The organism is Streptomyces sp. BoleA5 (assembly GCF_000373665.1).
In the GTDB taxonomy this organism is placed as follows: domain Bacteria; phylum Actinomycetota; class Actinomycetes; order Streptomycetales; family Streptomycetaceae; genus Actinacidiphila.
In genome coordinates this window covers 17,198-32,465 of sequence record NZ_KB892094.1, presented here as the reverse complement: position 1 = coordinate 32,465, position 15,268 = coordinate 17,198, and the positions used below count along the sequence as shown (strand labels likewise).

Genomic DNA, 15,268 nt, shown 5'->3' with positions numbered 1-15,268 from the left:
CGCCGAGCGGGGCGGTTACTTGAGCCTGGTGCCCGCGGAGCGCAGGTCCTGGCAGGCCTCGAGGACGCGGGCCGCCATTCCGCCCTCGGCCAGCTTGCCCCAGCTGCGCGGGTCGTAGGTCTTCTTGTCGCCGACCTCGCCGTCGATCTTCAGCACGCCGTCGTAGTTGCGGAACATGTGGTCCGCGACGGGGCGGGTGAAGGCGTACTGCGTGTCGGTGTCGATGTTCATCTTGACCACGCCGTTCTCCAGCGCGGTGGCGATCTCCTCCTTGGTGGAGCCGGAGCCGCCGTGGAAGACGAAGTTGAACGGGTCCTGCTTGCCGAACTTGGCGGCGACGCCCTCCGCGAGCTCCTTCAGCAGCTCGGGGCGGAGCACGACGTTGCCCGGCTTGTAGACACCGTGGACGTTGCCGAAGGAGGCGGCGAGCAGGTAGCGGCCCTTCTCGCCCAGACCGAGCGCCTCGGCGGTGCGGATGGCGTCCTCGACCGTGGTGTAGAGCTTGTCGTTGATCTCGTGGGTGACGCCGTCCTCCTCGCCGCCGGTGGGGGTGATCTCCACCTCGAGGATGATCTTCGCCTTGGCGGCCTCGGCCAGCAGCTCCTGGGCGATGGCCAGGTTGTGGTCGAGGGTCTCGGCGGAGCCGTCCCACATGTGCGACTGGAACAGCGGGTTGCGGCCGGCCGCCACACGCTCCTGGGAGATCGCCAGCAGCGGGCGCACGTAGCCGTCCAGCTTGTCCTTCGGGCAGTGGTCGGTGTGCAGCGCGATGTTGACGGGGTACTTCTCGGCGACGACGTGCGCGAACTCGGCCAGCGCCACCGAACCGGTGACCATGTCCTTCTTGTACTGGCCACCGAGGAACTCCGCGCCGCCCGTCGAGATCTGGACGATGCCGTCGCTCTCCGCCTCCGCGAATCCGCGCAGCGCGGCGTGCAGGGTCTGGGTCGAGGTCACGTTGATGGCCGGGTAGGCGAACTTGCCGGCCTTCGCCCGGTCGAGCATCTCGTTGTAGATCTCGGGGGTTGCGATGGGCATGTGTCCGCTCCTTGTGATGTGCGGGTTGTTCGGTGAGTGACCCTGACCTGGGATCGACGTCATCGTCGACCCCATCTTGGCAGACTCGCGCGAGAGCTCCACACACTGCGCACCACGGACATACCTCAGGGGTGAAGGGTTTCACGTGAAACCCTTCACCCCTGAGGAAAAGCGCAGGTCAGACGACCAGTCAGCCCAGGTCGAGATCGTCCAGACCGAACGCGCGGACGTACGGAAGACCCGCCTCCGCGATGGCCGGTGCGGCACCCCGCTCGACGATCACGGCGACGGCCACGACCTCGGCCCCGGCCTCGCGCGCGGCCTCCACCGCGGTCAGCGGCGAGCCGCCCGTGGTCGAGGTGTCCTCGACGACCAGCACCCGGCGGCCCTTGATGTCCGGCCCCTCGATGCGCCGCTGCATACCGTGCGCCTTCTGCGCCTTGCGCACCACGAAGGCGTCCAGCCTGCGGCCGCGGGCCGCGGCGGCGTGCAGCATCGAGGTGGCGACCGGGTCGGCGCCCAGGGTGAGACCGCCGACGGCGTCGAAGTCCAGGTCGGCGGTGACGTCGAGCATCACCTGGCCCACCAGCGGAGCGGCTTCGGCGTCCAGCGTGATCCGGCGCAGGTCGATGTAGTAGTCGGCCTCGAGACCCGAGGAGAGGGTCACCTTGCCGTGCACCACGGCCTTGTCCTTGATCTGCTGCAGCAGGGCATCACGCGCGTCGCTCATGGTCACGAGCCTAGCCCAGCGACTCCCAGGCCCAGGTCGCGCGGATCTCCAGCGGATCGATCGGGGTGACCAGGCGCGGCGCGGTGTTCAGCCCGTTGGGGGGACCCGACTGCGGCTCCACGCAGACGGCCGGGGGCTGTTCGTCGTAGACGACCACCCACTCGGCGGGGCTGGTGATCCGCAGCCGCAGCTCGTCCGGCCAGGTCAGGGTGACGTCCACACCGTCCGGCATGCCGAAGCAGTCGTCCCAGGGGCGGGGCTTCGGCTCCACCCGGCGGCCGGTGGGCAGGTGGTCGTCGCCGCGCTCCTCCATCCAGCCGGGGGTGAAGTCGATCAGGGCGTCCTGCCCGCCCCGGCCGAGATTGCGCAGGAACCAGGGGTGCCAGCCCGCCTGGGCCGGGAAGGAGTCGTCCGTGGTCTCCACGCTCATCGTGAGGTCGAGGCGGTCCTCGGACAGCTCGAAGCGCTGGCTGACCCGGCCCGTGTACGGCCAGGGCTCGGCCAGGTCGTAGTAGAAGCAGGCGCTGCCGCCGGTGGTGCCCGGGGCCGTGTGCCACGCGACGTGCCGGCCGGTGCCGTGGATGGCGTGCGGGCCCGCGTCGCGCGGCATCTGGTGCAGCACCCCGCCGTTGCTGAACTGCCCGTCCCTGGTGCGGCCGCACCACGGGACCATGGGGAAGGAACCGAAGTTGGGGCCCTGCCGCAGCAGCTCGACGCCGCCGACCGTCAGCGAGCCGACACGGCAGCCGAGATCCGGAAGGATCGTCAGCCGCGCCGGTCCGGCTTCGAGTTGGACAGCGTGCTCGTCGTCTCGCCCGTCAGGGGTCTCATCCGTGGCCACGGTGAGACCCTACGGGAACGAACGCCTGCGCCGCCGCAGCACCCGCCCCGCGACCACGGCGGACAGCAGCAGCGCCGCCGCGGCCGGCGCGTAGCGGCGCAGAGAGGCGGTCGCGGCACCGCTCTGCGGTGCGGGCACCGGGGCGTAGCGGCCGCGCGGCGGGGCGTGGTCGACCTCCTCCGCGCTGCGGCCGATCAGGGTGCGGCGGGCGTGCGCGGCCTCGGCAGGCAGGTCGATCCCGGCCGGGTCCTCGGGGATCGCGGCCGCCGTGCCGCCCGCGGGCGGCACCTCCCCGGCAGCCTCGCCGTCCGCGTCCTCCGGCTCGGGAAGTCCCTGCAGGTCCTGCAGCTCCTGGGCGTCGTGCCCGGCGAACTCGTCGAGCTGGGCGGGCAGGTCGTCGGTGAGGTCCTCGACGGTGTCCTGCGCGAAGGGCTCGACGGGGGAGTCGGCGGAGGCGTCGGCGGGCTCGGACGCCCCGGCCGGGGCATGCTCCTCCAGGTCGGAGGTGAGCGCGGCGACGAAACGGTCCAGCAGGCGGTGACCCGCCGCGGTGACCGTCGCCTCGTCGTGGTCGGCGAGCCGCCCGTCGGCCTGCACGGAGCCGGTGACGGTGAGCAGCGCACCGCCCGACACGCCGTCCACCCCGAGCTCCAGCGCCAGCTTGACCGTGCCGGCGCCGCGCGCCTCCACCGCCTCGCCCTCGACGGTGAGCCCGCCGCCGCGCGGCACCAGCCGCAGCGTGCCGCGGTAGGTGATGGTCGAGCCGCCGATCCTGAGCCTCAGCCGGCCGGCGAGCCCGTCCTCAGCGCCGGCGTCGCGCTGGAGGCCGGGCACGCAGCGGGCCACGCGCTCCAGATCGGCGAGGGACCGGCGAATGGTTTCGGCCGGAAACGGAACGAACACCTCATGCGGCTCCATGCCGCGAGCCTAATCCGCCGGGCGGCCCTTCGGTGCCCTTTCACCGCCGGTTCGCCCTCACCCGGAGCGCGGATGCATCAGTGTCGACGGGGGCAGGTCCCGCAGCGGGGCACGCGCGGCGCGCCGGGCCGCCGAGGCGAGCGCCGCGGGGGACAGCGACCGCGGCCGCGGCGCGTCCGCGGCGAGCCGCAGCGCCGGGGCCCGGAGCGGGGCGGCGAGGACGAAGCCCCAGTCCTCGTCCCCGCGGCCGGTGCCGATCCAGTAGTCGGCGGTGCGCAGTCCGGCCGCGCGTACGCTCGCGTCGACCGTCCAGAAGCCGCGCCGGTCGGCACCCGGTGCGCCCGCGTGCACCGCGAGCCGGCCGCCCGGGGCGAGCGCGCGCCGGACCAGTCCGTAGAACTCCTGCGAGTACAGCTTCGCGCTGCGCGAGATCCCCGGGTCGGGGAGGTCGGCGAGCACGACGTCGTACCCGCCGGGCGGCCGCGGCGGCCGCTCCCGCCGCAGCCAGTCGAAGACGTCGGCGGCGGCCACCCGGACCCGGGGGTCGCGGTAGGCGTGCCGGTTGAGCCGGGCCAGCGCGGGATCGTCGCGTGCCAGGGCGACCAGCCGGGCGTCGGGGTCCACGAGGGTCACCGAGCCGACCCCCCGGTGGCGCAGCACCTCGCGCAGCGCCAGGCCGTCACCGCCGCCGAGGATCAGCACCCGGCGGTGCCGCCCCGTCATCGCGGGGTGCACCAGTGCCTCGTGGTACCGGTACTCGTCCCGGCCGCGCACCCGCAGCCGGCCGTCGAGGAAGAGCTGCAGGGGCGCCGCGGTGAGCACGACCTCCTGGACCCCGGTCTGTTCGGCGAGCCGTACGTCACCGCCGTACACCGCCTGCCGGGCGGCCCGCTCGAAGGGTCCGGCCGCCCAGGCCGCGCCCGCGAGCACCGCGAGGACGACGACGTCGGCGGCGAGCAGCCGGGCGCGGGCCCGTGGCGTGATGTCACCGCGGAAGAGCCACAGCACGACGGCGCCGCCCGCCACGGCGTTGACCGCGCCCGTGACGAGCGCACCGGTCAGCTGGCCGTAGCAGGGGAGCAGGAGGAAGGGGAACGCAAGGCCGCCGACCAGCGCGCCCACGTAGTCCGCGGCGAAGAGGTCGGCGACGGCGCCGCCCGCGTCCTGCCGCCGGATCCGCTGGATCAGCGTCATCAGCAGCGGGATCTCGGCGCCGATGAGCACACCGATGACGAAGGCGAAGACCGCCATCGCGGGCCGCGACTGGCCGAACCAGGCGAAGCTCGCGTACAGCGCCATCACCGAGAGCCCGCCGACCAGCGCCAGCGCGATCTCGACGGCCGCGAAGCCGATGGCCGGCGCGCAACTGAGCCGCTTGGCCAGCAGCGAGCCGACGCCCATGGCGAAGACCATCACGGACAGCACGATCGAGGCCTGGGTCACGGAGTCGCCGACCAGGTACGAGCCGAGGGCGACCAGTTCGAGTTCGTACACCAGGCCGCAGGCGGCGCAGACGAAGACCGCGGCCAGGACCAGCGCCCTGGCCGCGGCCGGCGGGACGGGGAACCGCGACCGGCGCAAGCGCGGGGCTGCCCTGGCCGTACGGGAGGCGGACTGGTCGATCATGACTGAACGCTATGTCAGGTTTTTGCCGGTCCACGTCACCCACAGGGGTGCAATTCGTGTCACGCCGGCGGCGCGTTGACGCCGTGCCGGGCGCTTGCGTACCACCGCGCTCACGGGTGCGCGCTGAGGGTCGAACGGGTCGCCACCAGCCGTCCCTCCTGGGGGTACGCGTGCCAGGTGCGCCACAGGACGCTGCCGCCGCGGTACTGCAGCAGCATCGCGGTGAAGGCCAGCGGATCACCCGGGAAGGTCCCCGCCAGGCCGTTGGGGTGATCGGCCACCAGGGCCAGCAGCTCCTGCGCCCGCCCGGCGAAGCACCCGCGGGAGAGCGTCTCGATCCGTGCCGCGAACTCGTAGTCCCAGCCGGCGATCCGCCGCGCCACGCCGAACGGCAGGGGCGCGCTGCTGCCCGGCATGCAGGCGACGGTCTCCGAGCAGCGGCCGCGCGGCGAGTCCAGGATGACCTGGTGGGAGGCGCCGAGCAGCCGCAACTGGACCTGCACGCGGGGCGCGGCGGGCACGGCGGGCACGGCAGCGGTGCCGGGCAGCTCGCGGTCGAGCACGGCGAGCGCCGGCAGTTCGTCCTTCCCCAGACACCAGGCCAGGTCGCCGGCGCGGGTGTCGGTGTAGGCGGTCTGAAGCGTGGTGAGCATGAAGTCGGCTCCGCAGGCACATCGCGAGCAAGCGAGGGAAGGTCACGGGCATGGGGGGAGGACACGCCGACCCGCGCCTGTGAGGGAGGACGTCCGTCGGCTCGTGCCCACGGGGGGTCGGTGAATACGCAATCATGAATGGCGCGTCGCCTTCAGCGTTTTTACCCATCTCCACCCGCTTTACATCCCCAAGGGCCCGGACGGGTTCAGGTGTTCACTACAAATGCGCCCGACGGGTGAACAACCCGGCGGGCGCATATGCGATTCGGCACGGGCAATACGCAATTTCCTATCGTCAGCTTCCGCCGCCGCAGCCGCCGCCCCCACCGCACGAGCCGCCGCCTCCGCCGCACGAGCTCCCGCCGCCGCAGGAGTGGTGGCCTCCCCCGTGGTGGCCACCGCCTCCCCCGTCCCCGGAACCCGAGTCCCCCGCCCACCAGCTCATCCCGCCCCCGGCCTCGGCCCCAGCCACGCCGGAGCCGCGCGAACGCCGCCGCCGGTGGCCGCGGCCGGTGTTCCGCGCCACCAGGACGAGCAGCCCTATCGCGCCGAAGACCAGCACAATGATGAAGGCCTCCATCGTTCCCACCCCCGTTTTCCTTGCTTTCCGTTGTGCGACGGTGATGCCCCCGACGTCCGGGGCCGAAAGCTGAGTTGAGGAAGTCCAGAGGTTCGGCGGAGGATAGCGGTCATGACCTCCTCGCGACCCCCGCTCAACCGCGCACTCGCCGAGTTCGGAACCACGATCTTCGCCGAGATGTCCGCCCTCGCCCTCCGTACCGGTGCGATCAACCTGGGCCAGGGCTTCCCGGACACGGACGGTCCGGAGGAGGTACGCGAGGCCGCCGTACGCGCGCTGCGCGACGGCCGCGGCAACCAGTACCCGCCCGGGCCCGGTGTGCCCGAACTGCGGCAGGCCGTCGCCGAGCACCAGTCGCGCTTCCACGGGCTCGGCTTCGACCCCGACACCGAGGTGCTGGTCACCGCGGGCGCCACCGAGGCCATCGCGGCCGCCATGCTCGGGCTGCTGGAACCCGGGGACGAGGTGATCGCCTTCGAGCCCTTCTACGACTCGTACGCCGCCTGCATCGCCATGGCCGGCGCCCGGCGCGTCCCGCTCACCCTGCGCGCGCCGTCCTTCCGCCCCGACCTGGACGCCCTGCGCGCGGCGGTCACCCCGCGGACCCGGCTGCTGCTGCTGAACAGCCCGCACAACCCGACCGGCATGGTCCTGACCCGCGAGGAGCTGGCGGCCATCGCGGAGCTGGCCGTCGAACGCGACCTGATCGTGGTCACCGACGAGGTCTACGAGCACCTGACGTACGGGGTCGAGCACGTGCCGCTCGCGTCCTTCCCGGGGATGCGCGACCGCACGGTCACCATCTCGAGCTCGGGCAAGACGTTCTCGTTCACCGGCTGGAAGGTCGGCTGGGTTACGGCCGCCCCCGCCCTGGTCAGCGCGGTGCGGGCGGCCAAGCAGTACCTGACGTACGTGAGCGCGGGCCCGTTCCAGTACGCCGTGGCCGAGGCGCTCCGGCTGCCCGACGCCTACTACCGGGACTTCCGCGAGGACCTGCGGCGCAAGCGGGACCTGCTCTCCGACGGCCTGGAGCAGGCCGGGTTCCGGGTCTTCCGCCCGGAGGGCACGTACTTCGTGACCACCGACATCCGCCCGCTCGACGAGAAGGACGGCCTGGCGTTCTGCCGGGCGCTGCCCGAACGCTGCGGGGTCGTCGCGGTGCCCAACGTGATCTTCTACGACGACGCGGAGGAGGGCCGCAGCCTGGTGCGCTTCGCCTTCTGCAAGCGCGAGGACGTGCTGCGGGAGAGCGTTGAGCGGCTGCGCCGGCTCTGAGGCCGCATGAGGAGCGGAAGACGGCAGCCCGCCCGCGCACGCCCGCCGGGCGGCGGTCGCGTGGCGGACGGGCTGCCCCGATGCGGTCGGTGCGCGCCCGTGCGGGGCGGGCTCAGTCCTCGCCGTCGTCGTCCGTGGACTCCGCGTCCTTCTCCAGGCCGAGGGCCTCGAGGATCCACTTCTCGAACTCGATGGAGGCCCGGACCCAGCTGACGGTGCTGGAGACGAAGTGCTCCAGACCGACGCCGAGGCCGATCAGCATCTGGGCCTCGCCGATCAGGCGGACCGTGCCGTCGTCGTGGGTGTGGGTGTAGACCTTCGGCCACAGGGTGCGGCGGTTCCAGTCGTCGAGCGCCTCGTGCAGCTGAGGCTTGTCCTCGATGCTGTACGGCCGGTCGTAGAAGGTGCGGACCGCGAAGATCTGCTGGTCCTCCTCACCTCGGAACATGAAATAGGTGCGGAACTCCTCCCACGGCGCGGCGAGGTCACCCTCCTCGTCGACGACGTACTTGAGCTCCATCTGCTCCAGCAGCTGCTTGACCAGATCCTGGTCAGGAATGACCACGTTCCCGGCGGAGCCGGGCTGGGGGTCCGGCTGGCCCCCGAAATTCGGAATCGAGGACGGGTCGATGCTCACCTTGGAGTTCCCTTCGTACGGATACACCCATCCTCCCTCACGGCGGGCCGCTCCGTGCAAGCGCGGCCCGCCGTAGCCCGTTCGCGTGGGATTCGCGCGGGAGGACTCAGAGGGTCTTGCCGGTGGTGGCGCCCACCAGCAGCCGGTCGCCGGCCCGGTCGACCCGCACCGTGTCGCCGTCCCTGACCTCGCCGGCCAGGATCTCCCTGGCCAGCTGGTCGCCGATGGCGGTCTGCACCAGGCGGCGCAGCGGACGGGCTCCGTAGGCGGGGTCGTTGCCCTCCTCGGCGAGCCAGTCCAGGGCCCCGTCGGTGACGTCGAGGGCGATCCGCCGGTCGCGCAGCCGGACCGCGAGGCGGTCGGTCTGCAGTCGGGCGATGCGGCGCAGCTCGTCCTTGTTCAGGGCGCTGAAGACCACGATGTCGTCGAGCCGGTTGAGGAACTCGGGCTTGAAGGACGCCCGCACCGTCTCCAGCACGCTCTCCTTCTTCTGCTCGTCGCCGAGCACCGGGTCGACCAGGTACTGGCTGCCGAGATTGGAGGTGAGGATGAGGATGGCGTTGCGGAAGTCGACCGTACGGCCCTGCCCGTCGGTGAGCCGGCCGTCGTCGAGCACCTGGAGCAGGACGTCGAAGACCTCGGGGTGGGCCTTCTCCACCTCGTCCAGCAGCACCACGGAGTACGGGCGGCGGCGCACCGCCTCGGTCAGCTGACCGCCCTCCTCGTAACCGACGTAGCCGGGCGGGGCACCGACCAGGCGGGCGACGGAGTGCTTCTCCCCGTACTCGCTCATGTCGATGCGGACCATGGCCCGCTCGTCGTCGAAGAGGAAGTCCGCCAGCGCCTTGGCCAGCTCGGTCTTGCCGACGCCGGTCGGGCCGAGGAAGAGGAACGAACCGGTCGGACGGTCGGGGTCCGCGATGCCGGAGCGCGAGCGGCGCACCGCGTCGGACACCGAGCGCACGGCCTCGGACTGGCCGATCAGGCGCTTGCCGAGCTCCTCCTCCATACGCAGCAGCTTCTGGGTCTCGCCCTCCATCAGGCGGCCGGCCGGGATGCCGGTCCAGGCGGCGACCACGTCGGCCACGTCGTCCGGCCCGACCTCCTCCTTGACCATGGTGCCCCGCTTGGCCACCTCCTCGGCCTCGGTGGCCTCGGCGAGCTCCTCCTCCAGCTTCGGCTTCTCGCCGTACAGCAGCTTGGAGGCGGCCTCGAAGTCGCCGTCGCGCTGGGCGCGCTCGATCCGGGTCGTCAGGTCGTCCAGGCGCTCCTTGAGCTCGCCGACCCGGTTCAGGCCCTCCTTCTCCTTCTGCCAGCGGGCGGTCAGAGCGCGCAGCTCCTCGTCCTTGTCGGCGAGGTCCTTGCGCAGCTTCTCCAGGCGCTGCTTGGAGGCCTCGTCGGTCTCCTTGTCCAGCGCCATCTCCTCCATGCGCAGACGGTCGACGGAGCGCTGCAGCTCGTCGATCTCGACCGGCGAGGAGTCGATCTCCATGCGCAGCCGCGAGGCCGCCTCGTCGACCAGGTCGATGGCCTTGTCGGGCAGGAAGCGGGCGGTGATGTAGCGGTCGGAGAGCGTCGCCGCCGCGACCAGGGCTGCGTCGGCGATCTGCACCTTGTGGTGTGCCTCGTAGCGCCCCTTCAGACCGCGCAGGATCGCGATGGTGTCCTCGACGCTGGGCTCGGCCACCAGCACCTGCTGGAAGCGGCGCTCCAGGGCCGGGTCCTTCTCGATCCGCTCGCGGTACTCGTCGAGGGTGGTCGCGCCGACCATGCGCAGCTCGCCGCGCGCCAGCATCGGCTTGAGCATGTTGCCCGCGTCCATGGCGGAGTCGCCGCCGGCGCCCGCGCCGACGACGGTGTGCAGCTCGTCGATGAAGGTGATGATCCGGCCGTCGCTCGCCTTGATCTCCGCGAGCACGGCCTTGAGCCGCTCCTCGAACTCGCCGCGGTACTTGGCGCCCGCGACCATCGCGCCCAGGTCGAGGGCGACCAGGCGCTTGTTGCGCAGGCTCTCGGGCACGTCGCCCTTGACGATGCGCTGCGCCAGGCCCTCGACGACGGCGGTCTTGCCGACGCCGGGCTCACCGATGAGCACCGGGTTGTTCTTGGTTCGCCGCGAGAGCACCTGCACCACGCGCCGGATCTCGTTGTCCCGGCCGATCACCGGGTCGAGCTTGCCCTCGCGGGCCGCCGCGGTGAAGTCCGTGCCGTACTTCTCCAGCGCCTTGTACGTGCCCTCGGGGTCGGGTGTCGTCACGCGCTGACCTCCCCTGATCTGCTCGAAGGCGTCCTGCAGCCCGCTGCCGGTCGCACCGTTGTGGTTCAGCAGCTCACCGGCGGCTCCGCCCTTGAGGGCGACGCCGATGAGCAGGTGCTCGGTGGACACGTACGCGTCCCCGAGTTCCTTCGCCCGCGCCGCCGCGTCGGCGATCACGGCGAGCAGTTCGCGGTTAGCCTGCGGCGGCGCCACCGTGCTGCCCTGCACGCTGGGCAGCCCGCCCAGCAGCCGCTCGGCGCCGGAGCGCACCGCCGCGGCGTCCGCGCCGCTCGCCGCGAGGACGTCCAGCACGCTGTCGTTCTCCGGCTGCTCCAGCAGCGCCAGCAGCAGGTGCGCGGGGGTCAGATCCGCATGCCCGGCCGAGACCGCCTTGCTGTTGGCGGCGTTCAGGGCCTCCCGGCTCTTGTTGGTCAGCTCGGTGTCCACGTCCGCCTACTCCTCCTTCTCGACCTCACCATCGAAGCTGCTTTTTCCAGCGTAAGACAAGTTGAGTCTATTCCACTCAAGGTTGGTTTTCCAAGGGCGCCCGCCATCCGGCCCACGCTGGGACGGAAAGGCCACCCACCGGTGTCACACGTGCGAGCATCCTTCCGGGAGGGGGTCTTCCACCGTCCTTACGCATCAGGGCGGCCCAGGCCGCGGCCATGAGCGTCAACGTCGGCGCGACCTGCCTCGTGCCACCCGCGACATCCGCGTCCGCCTCGAGGCACCCGCAAGATCGGCCTTTGGGGCCGGGGGCGCGGCCACGAGGTGACGTAACCTCGCGAACATGGCCATCGACCCCCGCAGCCCCGACCCCGGCTACCTCGCCTTCTGGCGGGAGTACCTCATGAGCACCCTCACCACGCACCGCCTCGACGGCACCCCGCACGTCGTGCCGGTGGGCGTGACGTACGACCCGGAGGCCGGACTGGCCCGGGTGATCACCAACAAGGCGAGCCGCAAGGTGGCCAACGTGCTGGCGGCCGGGCCGGAGGGCGCCCGGGTCGCGCTGTGCCAGGTCGACAAGGGGCGGTGGGCGACGCTGGAGGGCGTGGCCCGCATCAACACCGACCCGGACGCCGTCGCCGACGCGGTGCGGCGCTACGCCGAGCGCTACGGCCGCACCCCCGCCCCCAACCCGGACCGCGTCGTCGTCGAGATCGCGCTGACCCGCGCCATGGGCCGCGCCTGAGCCTCACCCGCCCCGTCGATCCCGTCCCGCAAACACCCCTGCGTGCTGCATGATTGACGCTCCGGCAGATTCGGACGACGTACGGCTACGGGGAGGTGCCCGGCTGTGGCACGGGTTGTGGGAATCGATCTGGGCACGACGTACTCCGCGGTCGCGGTGGCGGACCGGACCGGCACCGCGTCCATCGTCCGCAACCGCGAGGGCGAGAACATCACCCCCTCCGTGGTGATGTTCCAGGGCGACGTCGTCGTCGTCGGCTCGCAGGCCAAGCGCTCCGCGGCCACCGCCCCGGACCACGTGGTGCAGTTCGTCAAGCGCTACATGGGCGAGCCCACCCCCGTCTACACCTCGGAGTCCGGCACTCCCTTCCGCCCCGAGGAGATCTCCGCGCTGATCCTCAAGCGGCTCAAGGAGGACGCCGAGATGATGCTCGGCGAGCCCGTCGAGCGCGCCGTGATCACCGTCCCCGCCTACTTCGACGACGCGCGCCGCAAGGCCACCCAGGACGCCGGCCGGATCGCCGGCCTGGAGGTGCTGCGGATCGTCAACGAGCCGACCGCCGCCGCCCTCGCGTACGGCCTCGACCAGGACGAGGACGAGCGGGTCGGCACCGTCCTCGTCTACGACCTGGGCGGCGGCACCTTCGACGTCACCGTGATGAAGGTCGAGGACGGCGAGTACGACGTCGTCGCCACCGACGGCGACCGCAACCTCGGCGGATTCGACTGGGACGGGGCGCTGATGGAGCACCTCAACGGCGCCTTCATGGCGGCCGGCGGCCCCGACCTCACCGACGACACCGCCACCCTGGCCGAACTGCGCGACAAGGCGGAGATCGCCAAGCGCACCCTGTCCAACGCCCCGCAGGCGGTCGTCATGCTCTCGGCCGGCGGCCGGCACGAGCAGATCCGCATCACCCGCGAGAAGTTCGACGAGCTCACCGCGGAACTGCTGGACCGCACCCGCATCCTCACCGAGGGCGTGCTGGAGGAGTCCGGCCTCACCTGGGACGACATCGACAAGGTGCTGCTCGTCGGCGGCTCCACGCGGATGCCGCAGGTCCCGGCCCTGGTCGGGCGGCTGTCCGGGAAGAGCGCGGAACGCGGCGTCAACCAGGACGAGGTGGTGGCCCTGGGGGCCGCGCTGATCGCCCTGGACGCGGAGGTCCGTGCCGAACAGGCCGCCGAGCGCAAGAAGTACATCGGCAGCGGCGCGCACGTGGAGTCCGCCCCCGGCGACGGCCTCGCGCGGCTCACCAAGGGCAGGGTGAAGTCCATCAAGGACGTCACCTCGCAGTCCCTCGGCATGGTCGCCGTCCACGACGACGCCCCGCGTTCGCCGGAGTACAACGCGGTGATCATCCCGCACAACACCACGGTGCCCGCGAAGGAGAGCGAGACCTTCTACACGGTCCGCGAGCGCCAGGCAGCGCTGCGGGTGCAGGTCACCGAGGGCGAGGGCGAGGACCTGGACTACGTGAAGGTCGTCGGCGAGAGCACCCTGAGGATCCCGCCGTACCCCAGGGGCGCGCCCTTCGAGGTGTACTACGCCTACGACGTGGACGGCATCATCCACGTCGAGGTCAAGGACCTCACCTCGGGCGAGTGGCTCGGCGAGTTCGAGGTCGAGCGTCCGGACAACCTGGGCGGCGAGGAGCTGGAGGAACTCAGCGACCGCGTGTCCCGCACCGCGGCCCTCTGACCGGAGCGGGAGCCGACACGCCATGACCACGACGGACGTGCCCGACTACTACGCCGAGTTCGGCATCGGCACCGGCGACAGTGCCGAGGAGATCGGCAGGAAACTCGACCGCGAGCACCGCAGCTGGGCGGGGAAGGCGAGCAAGGCCCCCACCTCCGACAAGCGCCGCGAGGCCGAGGACAAGGTGCGGCGCGTGCTGGAGGCCCGCAAGGCGCTCACCGACCCCTCCGCGCGCGCCCTGTACGACCAGCGGCTGGCACGCTCCCGCAAGAAGGCGCCGGAGCCCCGGGAGCCCAGGGCCCCCCGGCCCGCCCCCGGCGGCACCGTACGCGACTGGGTGGGCATCGCCGAGCGGAACATCGCCGACGGCGACCTCCAGGCCGCCGAGTACGAGTTGCGGCAGGCCGTGCACCACGACGACCGCAACGCCTACGCCTGGCGGCTGCTGGGCGCCGTCCACCAGGACCTCGGCGCGTACCAGGACGCCCTCCAGGAGCACCGCAGGGCGCTCCAGCTGGCCCCGGACGACGCCGCGAACCACGTCCTGATCGGAAACGTCCACACCGCGCTCGGCGACCACCACACGGCCCTGACCTGGTACATGAAGGCCGACGAGCTGTCCCCGGGCGACCTCGCGACCGAGCTCGCCATCGGTGACGGCCTGTACGCCTCCTCCCGCTTCGACGAGGCGCTGACCTGGTACGAGAAGGCCCTCGCGCACAGCCCCGGCCACACCGGGCTGCGCGACCAGATCAGCCGCATCTGGTCGCTGCGCGCCGAGGGCGCGATGATCACGCACCCGGTCAGCCGCCGGCTGGTCGTCGCCTCCGAGGAGGCCGCCCGGCGCATCCTGCACTGCGTCGACCAGGGCCTGGCCGTACGCCCGGCGGACCCGGACCTGGTGGGGCGGCTGGAGTTCTACCGGGGACTGGCCGCCGAGTCGCTGGGCAAGACCTGGCGGTGGCACAAGAGCATGCTCTGGGTCCTCGTCCCGGCCGCCGTGGTGCCGCTCACGCCGGCCAGGCCCTATGTCGTCTTCGTGGCGCTCGCCGCCCTCGCACTCGTCGCGTGGATCGGCTTCCGGCCGCGCTGGTGGCACACCCGCGCCTCGCTCCCCCGGAACCTCCTCACCCCGCCGCAGCAGTCCTGGAGCCGCGCATGAGCATCCCGCCGCCGCAGCCGTCGCTGGTCCCGCCCGTGCCGCCCGTGGCTCCGCCGGGGGCACCGCCCCTGCCGGAGATGCCGCCGCCCCCCGCACCGCCGGTGCCGCCGGCACCGCGGGAGGAGACCGCCGCGGACTCCGTCCCGCAGGGCGCGGACGAGCCCGCGTCCGACCCGTTCGCGGTGGTGGCCGACGCCGTCGACGGGCTGCGCGAGGAGATGGCCGCGCTCGGCGACCAGTTCCGCCGCCGGCTGCTCAACGACCGCGAGGGGCGGCGCGGTCTGGACGAGCTGCGCGCCGAACTCGACCACACCCGCAGGGCCGCCGAGGGCCGGCTGGCGCAGCCGCTCCTCTACGACCTCGTCCTGCTCCTGGACCGCGTCGACCGCCACCTCGGCGTCGACGGCGGCTTCGCCGACTCGGTCGGCGCCGAGCTGCTGACACTCCTGGAGAAGTACGGCATGACCAGGATCCCGGTCACCGCCGGGCGCTTCGACCCCGCCCTCCAGGAGGCCGTGGGCACCGTCCCCGCGCCCCGCCCGGAGCTCGCCGGGGACGTCGCCGAGGTCGTACGGCACGGCTACCGCATGGGGGACCGCGTCGTCCGCCCCCAGCAGGTCCGCGTGCACGCGCCCGCGTAACCGGGGGGAACGAG

14 protein-coding genes are annotated in these 15,268 nt (G+C 72.2%); 5 read left to right on the top strand and 9 right to left on the bottom strand.

Going from position 1 to position 15,268, the window contains the following annotated elements; genetic code table 11:
* Positions 1–15: 15 nt before the first annotated feature.
* From fbaA to B085_RS0109620, 7 genes are all read right to left on the bottom strand, one after another.
* Positions 16–1,038 carry a class II fructose-bisphosphate aldolase gene (gene fbaA, locus B085_RS0109650; protein ID WP_018558371.1) on the bottom strand — a complete coding sequence of 341 codons (1,023 nt, stop codon included), beginning with the start codon at positions 1,036–1,038 and terminating at the stop codon, positions 16–18.
* 190 nt (positions 1,039–1,228) lie between these two features.
* Positions 1,229–1,768 (bottom strand): orotate phosphoribosyltransferase, encoded by a 540-nt coding sequence (gene pyrE, locus B085_RS0109645; protein WP_037731532.1) that lies wholly within the window; start codon positions 1,766–1,768, stop codon positions 1,229–1,231.
* Between the two features lie 10 nt (positions 1,769–1,778).
* Positions 1,779–2,609 carry a hypothetical protein gene (locus tag B085_RS0109640; RefSeq protein ID WP_018558369.1) on the bottom strand — a complete coding sequence of 277 codons (831 nt, stop codon included), beginning with the start codon at positions 2,607–2,609 and terminating at the stop codon, positions 1,779–1,781.
* A gap of 9 nt (positions 2,610–2,618) precedes the next feature.
* Positions 2,619–3,527 (bottom strand): SRPBCC domain-containing protein, encoded by a 909-nt coding sequence (locus B085_RS0109635; RefSeq protein ID WP_018558368.1) that lies wholly within the window; start codon positions 3,525–3,527, stop codon positions 2,619–2,621.
* 57 nt (positions 3,528–3,584) lie between these two features.
* Entirely contained in the window at positions 3,585–5,153 is a 1,569-nt protein-coding gene (locus tag B085_RS0109630) for a polyamine aminopropyltransferase (protein WP_018558367.1), read from the bottom strand.
* 110 nt (positions 5,154–5,263) lie between these two features.
* Positions 5,264–5,806: a DUF2617 family protein gene (locus tag B085_RS0109625; protein WP_018558366.1), complete on the bottom strand. Its 543-nt coding sequence runs from the start codon at positions 5,804–5,806 to the stop codon at positions 5,264–5,266.
* A gap of 295 nt (positions 5,807–6,101) precedes the next feature.
* Positions 6,102–6,386: a hypothetical protein gene (locus B085_RS0109620; RefSeq protein WP_026250858.1), complete on the bottom strand. Its 285-nt coding sequence runs from the start codon at positions 6,384–6,386 to the stop codon at positions 6,102–6,104.
* Positions 6,387–6,497: 111 nt separating this feature from the next.
* Here B085_RS0109620 and B085_RS0109615 point away from each other — a divergent pair, with 111 nt between their 5' ends.
* Positions 6,498–7,661, top strand: a complete 1,164-nt coding sequence (locus B085_RS0109615; RefSeq protein ID WP_018558364.1) for a pyridoxal phosphate-dependent aminotransferase — start codon at positions 6,498–6,500, stop codon at positions 7,659–7,661.
* 112 nt (positions 7,662–7,773) lie between these two features.
* On the opposite strand, the gene B085_RS0109610 is transcribed toward B085_RS0109615, so the two are convergent.
* Positions 7,774–8,298, bottom strand: a complete 525-nt coding sequence (locus B085_RS0109610; RefSeq protein ID WP_026250857.1) for a YbjN domain-containing protein — start codon at positions 8,296–8,298, stop codon at positions 7,774–7,776.
* A gap of 106 nt (positions 8,299–8,404) precedes the next feature.
* Positions 8,405–11,002, bottom strand: coding sequence for an ATP-dependent chaperone ClpB (gene clpB / locus B085_RS0109605; protein WP_018558362.1), 2,598 nt, complete (start codon positions 11,000–11,002; stop codon positions 8,405–8,407).
* Positions 11,003–11,345: 343 nt separating this feature from the next.
* Between clpB and B085_RS0109600 the strand changes: the two genes are divergently transcribed.
* From B085_RS0109600 to grpE, 4 genes are all read left to right on the top strand, one after another.
* A complete protein-coding gene (locus tag B085_RS0109600; RefSeq protein WP_018558361.1) occupies positions 11,346–11,750 on the top strand; it encodes a pyridoxamine 5'-phosphate oxidase family protein in 405 nt (134 codons plus the stop codon).
* A 105-nt stretch (positions 11,751–11,855) separates the two neighbouring features.
* The gene (locus B085_RS0109595; RefSeq protein ID WP_026250856.1) at positions 11,856–13,451 is read left to right on the top strand and encodes an Hsp70 family protein; all 1,596 of its coding nucleotides are present in this window, start codon (positions 11,856–11,858) and stop codon (positions 13,449–13,451) included.
* Positions 13,452–13,473: 22 nt separating this feature from the next.
* Entirely contained in the window at positions 13,474–14,613 is a 1,140-nt protein-coding gene (locus tag B085_RS0109590; RefSeq protein ID WP_026250855.1) for a tetratricopeptide repeat protein, read from the top strand.
* A complete protein-coding gene (gene grpE / locus B085_RS0109585) occupies positions 14,610–15,254 on the top strand; it encodes a nucleotide exchange factor GrpE (RefSeq protein WP_018558359.1) in 645 nt (214 codons plus the stop codon). Before B085_RS0109590 ends, grpE begins: the two co-directional genes overlap by 4 nt.
* Positions 15,255–15,268 lie beyond the last annotated feature (14 nt).

Excerpts from the sequence above, each read along its gene's own strand:
- B085_RS0109600 (WP_018558361.1), top strand. The coding sequence starts at position 11,346 with ATGGCCATCGACCCCCGCAGCCCCGACCCCGGCTACCTCGCCTTCTGG.
- grpE (WP_018558359.1), top strand. The coding sequence starts at position 14,610 with ATGAGCATCCCGCCGCCGCAGCCGTCGCTGGTCCCGCCCGTGCCGCCC.
- B085_RS0109615 (WP_018558364.1), top strand. The coding sequence starts at position 6,498 with ATGACCTCCTCGCGACCCCCGCTCAACCGCGCACTCGCCGAGTTCGGA.
- B085_RS0109625 (WP_018558366.1), bottom strand. The coding sequence starts at position 5,806 with ATGCTCACCACGCTTCAGACCGCCTACACCGACACCCGCGCCGGCGAC.
- B085_RS0109635 (WP_018558368.1), bottom strand. The coding sequence starts at position 3,527 with ATGGAGCCGCATGAGGTGTTCGTTCCGTTTCCGGCCGAAACCATTCGC.
- B085_RS0109620 (WP_026250858.1), bottom strand. The coding sequence starts at position 6,386 with ATGGAGGCCTTCATCATTGTGCTGGTCTTCGGCGCGATAGGGCTGCTC.
- B085_RS0109630 (WP_018558367.1), bottom strand. The coding sequence starts at position 5,153 with ATGATCGACCAGTCCGCCTCCCGTACGGCCAGGGCAGCCCCGCGCTTG.
- pyrE (WP_037731532.1), bottom strand. The coding sequence starts at position 1,768 with ATGAGCGACGCGCGTGATGCCCTGCTGCAGCAGATCAAGGACAAGGCC.
- B085_RS0109590 (WP_026250855.1), top strand. The coding sequence starts at position 13,474 with ATGACCACGACGGACGTGCCCGACTACTACGCCGAGTTCGGCATCGGC.
- fbaA (WP_018558371.1), bottom strand. The coding sequence starts at position 1,038 with ATGCCCATCGCAACCCCCGAGATCTACAACGAGATGCTCGACCGGGCG.